This is a genomic window from Paenibacillus sp. SJS-P3 (assembly GCF_056711585.1).
This window is the reverse complement of sequence record NZ_CM160043.1, coordinates 1,870,649-1,884,852: the sequence shown is the minus strand read 5'-3', so window position 1 is coordinate 1,884,852 and position 14,204 is coordinate 1,870,649. Positions and strand designations below refer to the sequence as shown.

At 58.9% G+C, this 14,204-nt stretch carries 11 protein-coding genes; 3 read left to right on the top strand and 8 right to left on the bottom strand.

Annotated features, from left to right (window positions below; translation table 11 throughout):
* Nucleotides 1–13: 13 nt before the first annotated feature.
* Entirely contained in the window at nucleotides 14–1,186 is a 1,173-nt protein-coding gene (locus AC06G8_RS08405; protein ID WP_480285013.1) for a hypothetical protein, read from the top strand.
* Nucleotides 1,187–1,338: 152 nt separating this feature from the next.
* Here AC06G8_RS08405 and AC06G8_RS08400 read toward each other — a convergent pair whose 3' ends face one another.
* The 6 genes from AC06G8_RS08400 to hemE form a co-directional block, all read right to left on the bottom strand.
* Complete coding sequence (locus AC06G8_RS08400; protein ID WP_480285012.1) at nucleotides 1,339–2,211, bottom strand: DUF92 domain-containing protein; 873 nt, start codon at nucleotides 2,209–2,211, stop codon at nucleotides 1,339–1,341.
* Nucleotides 2,212–2,236: 25 nt separating this feature from the next.
* Nucleotides 2,237–3,013 carry a glycerophosphodiester phosphodiesterase gene (locus tag AC06G8_RS08395; protein ID WP_480285011.1) on the bottom strand — a complete coding sequence of 259 codons (777 nt, stop codon included), beginning with the start codon at nucleotides 3,011–3,013 and terminating at the stop codon, nucleotides 2,237–2,239.
* Nucleotides 3,010–4,374, bottom strand: a complete 1,365-nt coding sequence (locus AC06G8_RS08390) for a CapA family protein (RefSeq protein WP_480285010.1) — start codon at nucleotides 4,372–4,374, stop codon at nucleotides 3,010–3,012. The genes AC06G8_RS08395 and AC06G8_RS08390 overlap by 4 nt, the downstream gene beginning before the upstream one ends.
* A gap of 113 nt (nucleotides 4,375–4,487) precedes the next feature.
* Nucleotides 4,488–5,939: a protoporphyrinogen oxidase gene (gene hemG / locus AC06G8_RS08385; RefSeq protein WP_480285009.1), complete on the bottom strand. Its 1,452-nt coding sequence runs from the start codon at nucleotides 5,937–5,939 to the stop codon at nucleotides 4,488–4,490.
* Nucleotides 5,936–6,874, bottom strand: a complete 939-nt coding sequence (gene hemH, locus AC06G8_RS08380; RefSeq protein ID WP_480285008.1) for a ferrochelatase — start codon at nucleotides 6,872–6,874, stop codon at nucleotides 5,936–5,938. Before hemH ends, hemG begins: the two co-directional genes overlap by 4 nt.
* Nucleotides 6,867–7,943 carry a uroporphyrinogen decarboxylase gene (hemE, locus tag AC06G8_RS08375; RefSeq protein ID WP_447662006.1) on the bottom strand — a complete coding sequence of 359 codons (1,077 nt, stop codon included), beginning with the start codon at nucleotides 7,941–7,943 and terminating at the stop codon, nucleotides 6,867–6,869. Before hemE ends, hemH begins: the two co-directional genes overlap by 8 nt.
* Nucleotides 7,944–8,145: 202 nt before the next feature.
* Here hemE and AC06G8_RS08370 point away from each other — a divergent pair, with 202 nt between their 5' ends.
* Together AC06G8_RS08370 and AC06G8_RS08365 are read left to right on the top strand one after the other, a co-directional pair.
* Complete coding sequence (locus AC06G8_RS08370) at nucleotides 8,146–11,214, top strand: PAS domain S-box protein (protein WP_480285007.1); 3,069 nt, start codon at nucleotides 8,146–8,148, stop codon at nucleotides 11,212–11,214.
* Nucleotides 11,215–11,463: 249 nt separating this feature from the next.
* Nucleotides 11,464–11,799, top strand: coding sequence for a helix-turn-helix domain-containing protein (locus AC06G8_RS08365; RefSeq protein ID WP_447662008.1), 336 nt, complete (start codon nucleotides 11,464–11,466; stop codon nucleotides 11,797–11,799).
* Nucleotides 11,800–11,874: 75 nt separating this feature from the next.
* Here AC06G8_RS08365 and AC06G8_RS08360 read toward each other — a convergent pair whose 3' ends face one another.
* Nucleotides 11,875–13,683, bottom strand: coding sequence for a CBM96 family carbohydrate-binding protein (locus AC06G8_RS08360; RefSeq protein WP_480285006.1), 1,809 nt, complete (start codon nucleotides 13,681–13,683; stop codon nucleotides 11,875–11,877).
* 114 nt (nucleotides 13,684–13,797) lie between these two features.
* On the bottom strand, nucleotides 13,798–14,202 hold the full coding sequence (locus tag AC06G8_RS08355; RefSeq protein ID WP_480285404.1) for a helix-turn-helix domain-containing protein: 405 nt from the start codon (nucleotides 14,200–14,202) through the stop codon (nucleotides 13,798–13,800).
* Between the last annotated feature and the right edge of the window lie 2 nt (nucleotides 14,203–14,204).

Below are 14,204 nucleotides of genomic sequence, written 5' to 3'. Positions count from 1 at the left end.
GGGAGAAGAGCTGATGAAGAGGATCGTGACAAGTGCCATCGCGGTTTCACTTGTCTTCATGTTGAGCGGATGCTCCCTTTTCGGAGGAGGCACGCCCGAGCCTGAACCAACATCTCCCCCCGCTGCACTGGAGCCCATGGAAGAAAAAGATGTGAAGGCTGTAGAGACTGTGCCTGAAAAAGCGGTTGTGCGCAAGGAGCATGTCTATGCCATCAAACAAAAATCGTTTGAATCCACCTTTTTAGCTCCCAGCTATATAAATGAGAAGCTGATCGCTTTTGAATATGACCGCAGCAACGAATCCAAAAGTTATATAAGTATGATGGAAATTAACAGCAAATCCGTCAAGGATCTATACACGGCTCCTGACCATAAAATAATCAATTCGCTTGTCGGCATCAAAAACATTTTGTACTGGGTCGAGTATGACCGGGAGCGGGTCAAGGAGCTGTCATGGGAAATCAGATCGCTGGATCTGAGCACGAATGACCTGCAGACCATTCGCAAAGGCGGCGGCATCCCCGAAATTGATGCGCCCGTCCTCCGGATCTACGGCGACGATCTGACCTGGATTGAAAAAAAGAAAGAGAAGGAAATCCTAACAAGCTATGCGATCCTCTTCAAACCGTCGGCCATGAAAGCCGAGATCGTCGCAGAAGCCGAATTGGACGAAACAGGCGGGAAGCGCACAGGGACATTTTTTGTGCTTCAGCGCCCCATCAAAAACGGAATGCTGATCCAACAAACTTCCTTCGCGAGTAAGAGCGAAAAAAAAGTGCAGCTTGTCCATTACGGTTATGATAACAAGGAAGGTCCTCAGCTGCTGAAGGATGGTCTGGCTGTGATCGACTTCACGGCAAATGAGGATTGGTTCGTTTGGACGGAAATGGGCAAGATCACGGCGGCTCTTAGAAAGACAGGGGAAATCAAACATATCATCGAAGTGCCTGATAAGGAGCTGACTGTGGATTCACCCTTTATTACGGATCAAAATCAGCTCTATTACCGCTATTCCATGTATCAAATCCTCAGCCTCGACTTAGTAAGCGGTAAAATTTCAGAGGAGTCCCCCTTTGAACTCACCACTTCCAAATTGTTCAATAGCGAAAACTATCTGGGATATTCCATCATAGACCCTCTTAAAAATGACGGCGAGGTTGAATTCAATCTGATACCTACCGGCTAAAAGATAGGAACGCTCGGATAAATCTGTCCAAACTTAACGGCCAGCCCAAGGCTGCTGAACAAAGAAGAGCCGAATGAAAGCATGCTTTCATTCGGCTCTTCTTTGGATTGAAAAATCAGCCTATCCCTCTAGCCATTTCTCCAGCTTCGGGGCTAGAACAGCTGTCCGAGCAGGGCAGCCAGCGCCCCGGCCATCAAGGAAGACAGCAGGTTGACCGCGTCGTTCGTCATCCAGCCAAAGCCGCGGATGCGCTCGGAAGCGGCGCCGCAATGGACGGCGCGCTCCGTCTCGCTGCCGCAGACACGGCAGCGGTACATGGCTTGGACGGTCGCGCCGAGCCATGAATCGGCGAACGCGCCGGCCAAGCCCGCAGCGGCGCCGGCGAGCAGCAGAGCCGCTGCGGGCGGCGCCGGCATGGCCGCGGCGCTCCAGGCCGTGGGCGCCTGCGCCAGCAGCATGGCGCAGGCGCCGATGAAGGCGCCGCCGGCGAGCGCCGCCAGGCTGCCGAGCGGCGTGACGCCGCCGCTCGCGCCGGGCGCCACCCGGCGCAGCGTGCGCACCGATACCGGCGCCCGGCGGCTGAACGCGCCGATCTCCGTCGCCCAGGTGTCGGCGTTGACGCTGGCCATCACGCCGACAAACGCATACAGCAGCCATGGCTCCGGCCAGAAGCCGTAAATTGCGCAAAGGATGAGGCCGACGCCTCCATTGGCGATGACCTGGCCGGCATCCCGCCTGCTGCCCTTGGCGTAGTTTTTTTCCGCTCCGGATTTGGCGGCATGCTTCTTCTTCCACTTCGACCAGAAGGTCGAAGTGACGAAAAAAGCGATCAGCAAACCAAACCAGACCGGCCCCCCGTAAAAGACGTAGCCGGTTCCCATGACAGCGGCCGCTGCCGCCCCGGATCCCGACAATGCCCGCAGCCGATAAGCCGTTGCGGCAATGGCGAGGCTGCCTGCCGCTCCGATTGCCAGCCGCAGCAGCGGCTCCGATTCAAGCAGCGTCCATAGCTCGTTCTCCGTCATCGTTCCGCCCCGCTTCCTCGTCTGCTCATCCCGGCCACGCTTCCTGCCCCGGCAGCTCCAGCGGCTGCGGCAGGCTGCGCATCGCTTCCCGCCAGCGGTCAGGGTAATTCGTGCAGATCAATACCGAAGGGTCCATGAGCGCATAACGCCGGATAAGGCGAAAGTCGTTCAGCGTCCATACCATCGTCCGGATGCCGGCCGCCTTAAGGAGGCGGATCCGCTCGCGGTTCATCGCGGAATGATCGGCCGACAGCAGGCTGCAGCCCAGCGCCGACAGCTCGGCCGGCAGGGAAGCGCTCCAGCTGTCGCTGATCAGGCCGGTCTTGATGCCCGTATCAAGCGAGCTCAAATGCCTGAGCGACTCCCTGCTGAACGAAGTCAGCACGCAGCGCTCCCGCATTCCGCTCCGCTCCACCGCCTCGGCCACCCGCTCCTCCAGCAAGCCGTCCACCCGCTCATGGCGCTTCAGCTCGATGTTGAACTTCAGCCTGTCTCCTGTTTCCTTCAGGACTTCCTCCAGCAGCGGCACGCCTTCCTGCTTGAAGGCCGGAGAAAACCAGCTTCCGGCATCCAGGGACAGAAGCTTGGCGGAAGCAACGCGGGCAGCCTGCGCCCTCCCGCCATTCGTCGTGCGGCTCAGACGCTTGTCGTGCATCAGAACGGGAATGCCGTCGCTGGATAGCTGCACGTCGATCTCAGCCCACTCGACATCATCCGCTTCCGCGGCCAGCCGAACCGCGGCCAGCGTATTCTCTGGCGCAGCGCCTGACCAGCCGCGGTGGGCGACGCATGGATTCCTCAACGCGACTTCACCTTGCCGTCCGATCCGACCGAAGCCGCGGAGCTGATGCTGTCGAGACGCCTCAGCAGCGCCGCGGCTTCCTCTCCTTCCATAGGAGCAGGCCGGGACAGCGCAATTTTCATGGGATGGAACTGCAGGCCACAGTTGCCTTCCTTGGAGCAGACGGCGTCCAGCACGCCTGTCTCGCTCGTCTTCGAGTTCGAATTCGAGGTGAAAATGAAATTGCCCAGGCTGTAGGCGATCCACTTGCCCTTGTACAGCTCGAAGCCCTGCAGGACATGGGGATGCGCGCCGATGACGAGATCGGCTCCAGCATCGACAAGATCCCTCGCGAGACGTTTCTGCTGCGCGTTCGGCTGCTCGGAACGCTCGGTGCCCCAATGGACCATGACGACGACCAGATCAGCCTTCTCCTTGGCGGATCTGATCGCTTCGACGGCCCTCGCCGAATTGTAGGCTTCCGCGACTCCGATCCGCTTCGGCCCTGCCATCCAGTCCGTTACAGGAAGCACGCGGCTGACGCCTATGTAGGCGATCGTGACGCCTTTGCTTGCCAGAATGACGGGAGCGAAGGCCTCCTTGTCGTTGCGGCCGCCTCCCACATGGGGAAGCTTGACGTCGTCGAGGTACTTCATCGTGTCCAGAAGCCCTTCCGTACCCTGGTCGAGCGTATGGTTGTTGGCGACGGTGACGACGTCGAAGCCGGCGTCTTTGAGCGGCTTCAAGTAGCCGGGCTTGCCTTTGAACACATATTGCTTGTTCTCTGCGGGCGTGCCCCGCAGCGTGATCGGCGTCTCCAGATTGCCGGCCGTCAGGTCCGGCTTGGACAGATAGGGAGCAGCGCCCGTGAACGGATAGTCAAGGCCGTTCGCCTCCATCTGATCCGCCACTTTGGATGCCAGCAGGATGTCGCCCGTAAAAGCCAAGCGGACGGTTCCCGCATCCTTCGGCATATCGCCGCTCCAGCCGCTGCCCGGGCTCGTGGAATCGGCCGGCGGCAGCGTGGCTTTCGGAGTCGCCGAGACGGCCGGCACCGGCGTCGGACTCATCGACGGGCTCGGCTCCTCGCTAGGCTCGGGAGTCGCCGAAGGCTGCTCCGGGCTGGCAGAAGGCAGCGGACTCGGGCTGGATGGAAAGGACGAAGCTGCCGGCGCTGGGTTCTCCCCCTCGCTGCCGGCGTCTCCGGAAGAAGCTGAAGTACCGTCTCCGCTGGCGGAAGGCTCCGGCCGGTTCCATAGAAATCCGCCGACAAGCAAGGCAGCGGCCGCCAGAAGAATGAAGTTGAAGATGACGAGCCGGCGGAGCCGGTGCCTGCGCTGACGACTGTGATGCTGTCTGGAGTTGGAACGGGATAGGAACAAAAAAAGACAGCTCCTCTCGGTATGATGAAGTAGCTTGGATTAGGATGGTCGCGATGCAAATACCATGCCATTATACCAAGTTCTCCGCCTCATAGCGAAAAGAAGCCGTCCAGTTATTGGAACAGACCCAAAACATGCTGCGCCGCCTCGCGTCCTTGCCGGATGCAATCCGGAAGTCCAACGCCGTCGAAAGCCGCCCCCGTCGCGTAAACGCCAGGAGACTGCTGTGCCATTCTTGCCCGCAGCCGAGCCATGGCGGCGACATGGCCGACCGGATACTGCGGCATCGAATGGCGCAGTCTCGTGATCTCGGTGAACAGCGGGCGCGCTTCGATGCCCATCGTATCCTTCACGTCGCGAAGAACGGCTGCCGTCAGCTCCTCGTCGGACAGCTCCACCGCGGCCTCGGCGCCAGCCCTTCCCACATAACAGCGGAGGAGAACATGATCCGAAGGACTGCTGTGCAGCCATTTGGAAGAGGTCCACGTGCAGGCCGTAATCGTGCGGCCCTCCGAGCGCGGAACCAGGAAGCCGGAGCCGTCGAATTCCATCGACTCCACATCCTGGCGCGTGAAGGCCATGACCACGTTGGCGACGGATACATACTTGACCTCCCGCAGCTCGGACATGTCCGCGAGCGGCTCCAGCATCGAAGCCGCTGCCTGACTTGGAGCGGTCACGATGACCGCGTCCGCCTCAAGCCGCTCTCCGCTGCCGAGCTCAAGCTCGTAGCGGCGGCCTTCCCCGCCGGATTCACGGATGGAAGCAACCGTCGTGCCCATCAGGATGCGCACGCCTTCCAGCGACCGCTCCAATCCTTCGACCAGAGTCCGCAGACCGTTCCGGTACGTCATGAAGACGCTGCCTTTGACGGATTCGGGCAAGTAATCGGGAGGAGCCGCAGGGGCCGCGCCTTTGCTGCCGGCCCGCGAGCCTCGGATCAGGCTGCCATGCTTGAGCTCCGCCCGGCGGAACTGGGGAAAGGTCGCTGCGAGGCTGAGATTGTAAAGGTCGCCTGCGTAGATTCCGGCAAGCAGCGGCTCGCTGATCCGGTCCACGATATCGGGACCCATGCGGCGCTCCAGGAAAGCGCCGACGGATTCGTCCTCCCCGTCGTCCGGGCGCGGCGCAAGCAGCAGATCGCAGGAGGCCCGGAATTTGGAATCCGTGCCGAGCAGCTCCGTCTTCAGGAATGCGGCCATGTCCGCCGGCACTCCAAGCACCAGCTTGGGCGGCATCGGATGCAGCTGCCCGCCTTGATAGATGTACGTTTTGGCCGCCTGCGGATTGGTGCGGACCAGCTCGTCAAGAAGACCGAGCTCTCTCGTCAGCTCCAGAATCGGCAGCTTGCGGGCCAGGAACGAATCCGGTCCTTTTTCAATGGTGAATCCATCCTTGCGCAGCGTCTCGATGCGCCCTCCAAGCCGTTCTCCAGCTTCGACGAGCACGAGCTCGCCCTCCAGATTCCGTTCTTCGAGCCCCTTGCGGATATAATGGGCGGCGCTGAGGCCCGTCAAGCCTCCGCCGACCACAGCGATCCGCAGAGCTCTCCGATCGCCGTTCATTCCCCGAGTCCTTGCGCCGCTTGCGCGACGGCGTCGGCTAGAACCTCCATGTAGAGAGGATCGGAATTCAGCATCCGGATCCTGCCGAAGGCGATGCCCAGCTTGTCCGCTTCGGCCATCGCCTCGATATCGAGATCGTAGAGCACTTCCAGATGGTCGGATACGAAACCGATCGGAGCCGCCAGCAGCGCCTGCTCTCCTTCGCCGGCCAGCCGGGTCATCGTCTCCAGAATATCCGGTCCGAGCCATGGCTCCTTCGTGCGGCCGGCGCTCTGCCACGTGAACTCCCAGTTCTGCGCGCCGGAAGCGTCGGCTACGGCGCGGGAAGTCTCGAGCAGCTGCTCCTCGTAAGGATCGCCGGATTCGCGGATGCGGACGGGAAGGCTGTGCGCGCTGAACAGCACCTTGACCGAAGCGCCTCCCGCTTTCTCGGCGACAGCCTTCATTCCTTCGCTCACGCGCTCCGCCAGCGCTTCGACCAGCTTGGGATGAAGGTGGTAGGACTCCACGCACACCATCGAGATGCCGTGCTGCTCCGCCTTCTGCATCGCGCGCTTGTTGTAGCTGGCGACGCTCATGGTGGAGAAATGGGGAGCTAGGACGATGCCGACGGCCACCGTGATTCCGTCCGCCGCCATCCGCTCTACCCCGTCCTCGATAAACGGACGGGCATGCTTGAGCCCTTGATAGCACCGATAGCGGCCGGGAGCGGCCTGCTCCAGCTTGTCCTGCAGGCTGGCTACCTGGCGGTCCGTGTTCTCGCGCAGCGGAAAGACGCCGCCGACAATCGCCTCATACCGGTCGCTGAGCTCCTTGAGCTGCTCCGGCGAAGGGGGGCTGCCGCGGCGGATATGCGTGTAATATTCTTCCACATGATCCAGGCTCTCCGGCGTGCCGTAAGACATGACCAGGACGCCGATCGTTTTGTCAGACATGAGGCATCTCCTTTGCGGCCGTTCTCCGGGTGGCGATGGCATCGGCCGAATATTCATGGATGTATTCCGTCAGCAGCTTCAGCTTCTCGAGGGACGCCTCGGGGAACAGGCCGTGCCCGAGATTGAAAATGTAGCCCGGCTCCTTGATGCCCTCGTCGATGATGCTGCGGGCATGGTCCTTGATGACATCCATCGGAGCGGTGAGCACGACCGGATCGAGGTTGCCCTGAACCGCATATCCGCTTCCGAGGCGGCGGCGTCCTTCGGCGATGCCGACTCGCCAGTCGAGGCCGATCACGTCGGCCTGAAGGCCCTTCAGCTCCGGCAGCAGCTCGCCCGAGCTGACTCCCGGGAAGTAGATGCCCGGCTGCCGGAGATCCGACAGCTCGCTGAAGATACGGGTGATCGTCGGCAGGACGAAGACGCGGAAGTCATGCGGGGCGAGCGAGCCGACCCAGCTGTCGAACAGCTGGAACGCCTTGCCTCCGTTGTCCGCATGCGCCCGCAGATAGGCGATCACCATGTCGCCCAGCTTGTCCATCAGCTCGAACCATACGGCCGGCTCGGCGTACATGAGCGCCTTGGTGCGCAGATAGTTGCGGGAAGGCTTGCCCTCGATCAGGTAGCTGGCGATTGTGAACGGCGCGCCGGCGAACGTGATGAGCGGAACCTTCAGCTCTCGGTCAAGAATCCGGATCGTCTCCAGGACGTGGGACAAGTCCCCTTCCACGTCGATCGGCTTCAGCCTGCGCACGTCCTCCGCGCTGCGGATCGGATTGTGGATGACGGGACCGATGCCGGCGACTATATCAAAATCGATCCCGATGGACGCAACGGGATTCATAATATCGGAATATAAAATGGCGGCGTCGACGCCAAGCTTATGTACCGGCATCATCGTGACTTCCGCTGCCAGCTCGGGCTGCCTGCAAATTTCCAGGAGCGTGTGCTTCTCCTTGATCTTGCGGTAATCCGGATCGTACCGCCCTGCCTGTCTCATGTACCATACCGGCACATGATCCGTGCTTTCCCCGCGGGCCGCCCGGAGGAAGGAGTCGTTCTGCATCATATCCGCTCCCCATTTCTTTCTATTAATTTCCCTTCGCTTCCCATTATGCCCGTTTTTAAAAACGCTAACAACCTTTACCCGGCGGGGGGTGATGACAATCCTATGACAAACGATAGGCATTCCTTCTTGATTGGAAAAGGATTATACTATCAGCAAAGCGGGCTGCTGCCAGCGTGACAAGGACAAGGAGAAATCATACTAGATGAAACTGCCCGAAAATGAACTGCTATTTGCGGAAATGGCTTTCCGCCATTCGAAGGATGGAATCGCGTTTCTGTCTCTTCGGGACGGCGCCTGGAGCGCGATGAATCCCGCTTTCCGCCGCTTATGCGGATGGAGCGCCGAATCAGGCAGCCCGGAACTCGACCGGCGCGGCCCCGCCCTGGGAGGCGGCGACGATCCGGGAAGCCTCAAGCGGATGCTCGAGGCTCAGTCCCCTTTGCAGCATAGCCTGACTCTCAGCCAGGCTGACGGTTCCTCCATCATGATCGATTGCCTGCTCACGCTGCTTGAGGAGGATCAGGATGCGTTCATCATGGTCCAGTCCTCCCCCGATTCACAGCGGGAGCTTCCGCACGCCCTGGATGATGACCTGCACGAGCTGATCGTGGAGAATACGCGGGATCTGGTCAGCTGCAGCACGCCGGAAGGAACCATTCTGTATATCGCGCCGTCCATCCGGGAAATTCTGGGCTACGAGGTTCATGAATTGATCGGGCATAACCGCAAGGAATTCTACCATGAGCACGAGGCTGTCCAGATGGCCGATGGCGGCATGTTCGACGAGAACCGCAGCTTCGTGCGGAGGACGCGCCATAAGGACGGCCGCTTCATCTGGATGGAAACCTACTTCAAGGTGCTGGACATGCCGGACGGCAGGCAGCGCATCCTTACCTTTGCCCGGGACGTATCGGCCATGAAACGGTATGAGGAAATGCTTCAGACCGTCTTCGACATGGCTCGGATCGGAGCCTGGCAGTGGGATGTCATCTCCAATCGGATGTCGTTCTCCGAGGAGACCCGCGCCATGTACGAAGGCCGGCTGCCGCTGTCTGCCCCCGCGAGCGACGAAATCATCGACGCGCTGCGCATCGGATCCGATGTGTCGGAAGACATCAAGCTGTTCCTGAGGCGAGGAGCGGACAATCCGGGCACGTCGAGAGAATGGGAATACCCGGTCACGCTTCCGGACGGCACCATCCGATATGTCTACTCCCAATGCGTGCCCAGGGTGGACGAATCCGGCCGGCCCTACCACTATACCGGCTTCGTGCAGGATATCACCGAGCAGAAGCTTCTGGAGAAGCGCCTGCAGGAAAGCGAGCAGCAGTACAAGTCCCTGTTCGAAAACAGTCCCCAGGCCGTCTACTCGATGAACCTCCAGGGAGACTACTTGACGGCGAATGCGAACCTGGAGAAGCTGACGGGATATTCTCTGGAAGAGCTGCTCGGCAATCATTGGGGGCCTCTTGTTCCGGACGAATACATGGACAAGACCCTCTATCACTTCGGTCAGGCATGCAAAGGCCATCCGCAATCCTACGATTTGAAAATCAGGCACAAGGACGGGTACGAGCTCGAGATCAATACCATGAACATTCCGATCGTCGTAGACGGGGAAGTTGTCGGCGTATACGGCCTTTCCGAGGACATCACCGAGCGGAAGCGCCATCTGGAGCAGATCGAGAAGCTCGGCTATCAATACACGCTGATCCTGAACGCCGTCTCCGAGGGGATATTAGGCGTGGATTTGGATGGAGCCTCGATATTCATGAATCCGGCGGCCGCCTCCATGCTCGGGCTGAGCCACCCGGATATCGGCGGTCGATCCTACCTCGACATGATCGAGCAGACGAGGGCGGACGGGACTCCTTACCGCAGTGAGCACTCGCCGATCCACCAGGCGATCCGGGGCGGCCAGCCTTACCTCAGCCAGGAGACGGTGCTGTGGCGCCGGGACGGATCCAGCTTCCTGGCCGAATGCAGCGTGACCCCGATCCTCGACCGCGGCGAGCATAAAGGCTCCGTCATCGTCTTCCGCGACATTACCGGGGAAAAGGAAATCATCCGCGCCAAGGAATCGGCGGAAGAAGCCGACCGGGCCAAATCGGAATTCCTTGCCATCATGAGCCACGAGCTCCGGACGCCGATGAACGGCATCATGGGCATGGCCGATCTCCTCGCCGGCACGGAGCTGGACGAGGAGCAGAGCGGATACGCGCAAACCATCATCGAGAGCGGCGACGCGCTTCTGCGCATCCTCAACGAGGTGCTGGACTTCAGCAAGATCGAAGCCGGCAAGATGGAGCTGGAGCTGGAGCCGTTCCAGATTCGGGAGACCGTCGCAGACGTTGCGGATCTGTTCCGCGGCAGCGCGCGCGCCAAGAGCATTTCGCTCGAGCTCGACTTCCCGGATGAATTGCCCTCCAGCGTCATCGGCGATTCGGGACGGATCCGCCAGGTGCTCGCCAATCTGATCGGCAATGCCGTCAAATTCACCGACGCAGGCTTCGTCAAGGTGTCGGCTTCGCTGCAAGCTTCGGATCAGGCGTCTTGCCTGGTGGAGTTCAGCGTCAGGGACACCGGGATCGGAATCGCGCTGGACAAGCAGAGCCTGCTGTTCCAATCGTTCTCCCAGCTGCATCCGGCCATCAACCGCAAGTACGGAGGAACGGGGCTCGGACTTGCGATCTGCCGCAAGCTCGTGGAGCTGATGAGCGGGTCCATCGGAGTCGAGAGCGTTGAAGGCCAAGGCTCGGTATTCAGCTTCGTCCTCCGCTTCGCGCTCCCTCAGGCTGGGGACCATGAGCTCTTGCAGCCGGAACGCTCCGGAGCGGCGCATGCAGAGCCGTTGCTGACCGCGAATTCTTATCCCGGCATCAAAGCGCTTGTCGTCGACGACAACTCCGTCAACCGGTCACTGCTGAAGACGATTCTCGCCAAGATGGACTGCCTCGCCGATACGGCGGGCAACGGCGCGGAAGCGTTGGCCATCCTGGAGCGCCAAAGGTACGATATCGTGTTCATGGATTTGCAGATGCCGGTCATGGACGGCCTTGAAGCGGCGACCGCCATCCGCCGCCGGCTCCCCCCCGGCAGGCAGCCGGCCATCGCTGCAGTGACAGCCTTCGCCCAGGAATCCGACAAGAAGATCTGCGCCGATGCAGGCATGGACGACTTCATCAGCAAGCCGGTGTTCGCTGCCGAAGTCGCCCGCGTGCTCAGCCGGCTCGCCGCAGGCGCGATCGGCTCCCACGCCAGCGATGAATAGAAGTGAATGATTCCGTATCCTTGCAATCTCCTATGCAAGCTCCGCTCGCCGGCGCCTTCAGCACCGCCCGGGCAGAGCTTGCATAGGGGTTTTTCATTTGGCGGAAATGAACGATCGCACATCCCGGGAATCACTCCTGTACCAGGAATGCCCGCATTCCGAAATCGATTGAACGATAGGTTCAGTTGGAATCCGCATACATGTAAGACCGTTTCAAAGGTTGTTATAGTTTGGTAGGGTGATGGAATAGTGGCATATGACTACTCGATAATTGGCAAGCGCATCAAGAAAGCCCGTGAGCAGAAGGGGATGACCCAAGAGGCTCTTGCCGAGCATCTGGATGTATCGAATGCTTACATAAGCAAAATCGAACGCGGCAAAACCCCGCTCAATCTCGACCGACTATCGGAGCTTTGCGTCGTCCTGGAGGAAACTCCGGAATATCTGCTCAGCGGAGCCAACAGCATCTCGCAAGATTTTCTCCGCCATGAGATCATGGATATGCTCGAAGGCTGCTCCCCCGAGAAAATCAGGCTGATCTCGCAGGTTATCCGGCCGATCATCCAGTATAAAGAAGACAAATGACAGAAAAAAACAGACGCGGGTCGGAATCCGCGTCTGTTTTTTTCTTCCTTGCCTCAAAGAGTCAGCCAGGCTTCCTCACTTATTGACATTCGCGTTATACTTGTTCCCGCCGCCTGTGCGCGTATCGTTCTGCGCCGTCGTACCCGTTGTTGCGCTTGTCGCATAGACCACATAACCGCTTGAGTTATCCAAGTTCACGGTGTTGTTATTGAACGAATTGTTCATGCCGGTCGGATAGTCGCTCCCATGTGTACGGACCTGGAAGGCATCCACCACATTCGCATTGCCATTGCGATAGCCTTGATTATAACGAACAATGGTATTCACGCCTTTGACATCTACGAAGCTGTCCGCGCTGTTCGCCCCGCTGATTCCTGTTCCATTGAACGTGCAGTACTCGATGATCGTGCCGCTGGCGCCTTCTTTGACATCGATATGCTCGGCTGTAATGCCGCCATTGAAATTCGTATACCGGATCACATTGCCCGTAACGATATGTTCATAAGGAGAGCTGGAATCGGATCCCACATAAGCTCCCTCGCCATAATCAGCTTGATATCTGCCCGTATCGTAGATGAGCGAGTATTCCAATGTGTTGTAGGAGCTTCCGTCACGGAAGTGAACAGCCTCATCCCCGATGAGATGCACCTCGGCATTGTGGATCAGATTTCGGTTGCCATTGTCAATGACGATTCCCTTCTGCGCGTTCATCACTTCGACATCGAGAATTTGCCAGTAGTCTCCCGTCAGGTGAATGCCGTAAGAGCCGTCATTGACATTGACGCCTTTAAGAATAGCCGGGTTGGCTGCATCACAGCTTTTTAAGATGATAGGGTTGGAGGACGTGCCGTTCTTATCGGAGAAAAACAATCCTTGCCCGCCAGGGTCGCCGCTGGCAGTCCGATCACCCGCATAAGTGCCCGGCGCGATGGAGATCACCGTACCTGCTGTGGCATTTTTCATCGCATTTTGAATAGCCGTTGTTGAACTTAGCGCATTCGAACAGCTAGGAGCTCCGCCGCCGGAATTCGTCGTGGCAAGGATGGTGCTGCTTGGCGCGGAGACGTTGCCGGCAGCATCCTTCGCCTTGACATAGTAGCTGTAGGAGGTTGACGCCGCTAAGCCAGTATCGCTGGCTGCAGTGCCTGCGGCACTTTTAAGGAAAGCGCCGTTCCGATACACCTCATATTCGGTTACGCCGACATTGTCGGAAGAAGCGCTCCAGCTCAGATTGATTTGGGAGCTAGACGCCGCCGTACCCGTCAACCCTGTTGGAGCACTCGGCGCTTGCGTGTCGCCGCCGCTTCCGCCGCTGACGACAACGAGCTGCGGCTTATTGGCAGCATTCTCATTGCTGTTCAACGTCGTGTATTTGCCGACACTTTCCTGCAAGGCAAATGAAACGACAGCATCCCCTGCCGCCTCCTCTGCCACGTAGGAAGTAACGTCGATCTCGTTGTACATATTGGTTGTATTGATCGGCACACTGCCCGCCGAAAGGCCGACCGCAGGCTTCGTGTTCCACGTTACGGCGGCTTGCGTCCAGCTGTCCGTCGTCTGGTACGCCGAGAGAACGGTTGCTGCGGAAGCGCTGCCATAAATGCGGAGCTTGGCGCTAGTAACTCCAGTCAGTCCAGTCAGGTTGAATTTCAAGTATGCAATTCGAGTCGCGCTTGAATCGTTTTTGACATAAAGCGAGGTCGCTGTTCCAAAATTGGTCGTCGCATTGCTTGAATACACATAGGAGTCCTCCGATGGATTGAGCGTGGACGCAGCCGCCGCACTGGCGACCGACGGAACACTCATCATACTCAACACGATGAGCGACGATAGGAACGCGATCCCCCCTTTTCTGCCTTTGTTTCCCGTGAATGGTCCAACCAAGTGAATCATCCTCCTTGAAGTCAAATTTTTAACCTGACGCTTACACAGTATAAAAGAACGTCAATCATCCATGTGCCAATCTATTGCCTAAATCTTGCACTGTATTGCGCTTGTTCAAAGCTGCTTTCTGTACCCCTTCGGGGTGACGCCAAGCGATGTTTTGAATACTCGGGAAAAATAAGATCCATTGTGAAAACCGACCTCCTGGGCTATGAAGCCGGCTGTTTTCGTGGTCGTTTCCAGCAGCAGGCAAGCTTCCTTCAGCCTCCGCGAAATAATAAACTCGGTGATCGAGCTGCCGGTCGACTGCCGGAACATGCGCGACAAGTAATACGTGGACAGATGGAGGTCCTCCGACATCCGGTGGAGATCGAACTTCTCTTTGTAGTGAAGCTCGATCCACTCCATCATCTGCATGACCGTATGGCTGAAGCGCGGCTTGAACGGGTCGTCCTGGCCGAGATGCATTCCTTTCTCGAAGGGCTCCAGATGCTGGAGAATCGACAATAGGCACAGCATGA

Excerpts from the sequence above, each read along its gene's own strand:
- AC06G8_RS08370 (WP_480285007.1), top strand. The coding sequence starts at position 8,146 with ATGAAACTGCCCGAAAATGAACTGCTATTTGCGGAAATGGCTTTCCGC.
- AC06G8_RS08405 (WP_480285013.1), top strand. The coding sequence starts at position 14 with ATGAAGAGGATCGTGACAAGTGCCATCGCGGTTTCACTTGTCTTCATG.
- hemG (WP_480285009.1), bottom strand. The coding sequence starts at position 5,939 with ATGAACGGCGATCGGAGAGCTCTGCGGATCGCTGTGGTCGGCGGAGGC.
- hemH (WP_480285008.1), bottom strand. The coding sequence starts at position 6,874 with ATGTCTGACAAAACGATCGGCGTCCTGGTCATGTCTTACGGCACGCCG.
- hemE (WP_447662006.1), bottom strand. The coding sequence starts at position 7,943 with ATGATGCAGAACGACTCCTTCCTCCGGGCGGCCCGCGGGGAAAGCACG.
- AC06G8_RS08355 (WP_480285404.1), bottom strand. The coding sequence starts at position 14,202 with ATGCTGTGCCTATTGTCGATTCTCCAGCATCTGGAGCCCTTCGAGAAA.
- AC06G8_RS08400 (WP_480285012.1), bottom strand. The coding sequence starts at position 2,211 with ATGACGGAGAACGAGCTATGGACGCTGCTTGAATCGGAGCCGCTGCTG.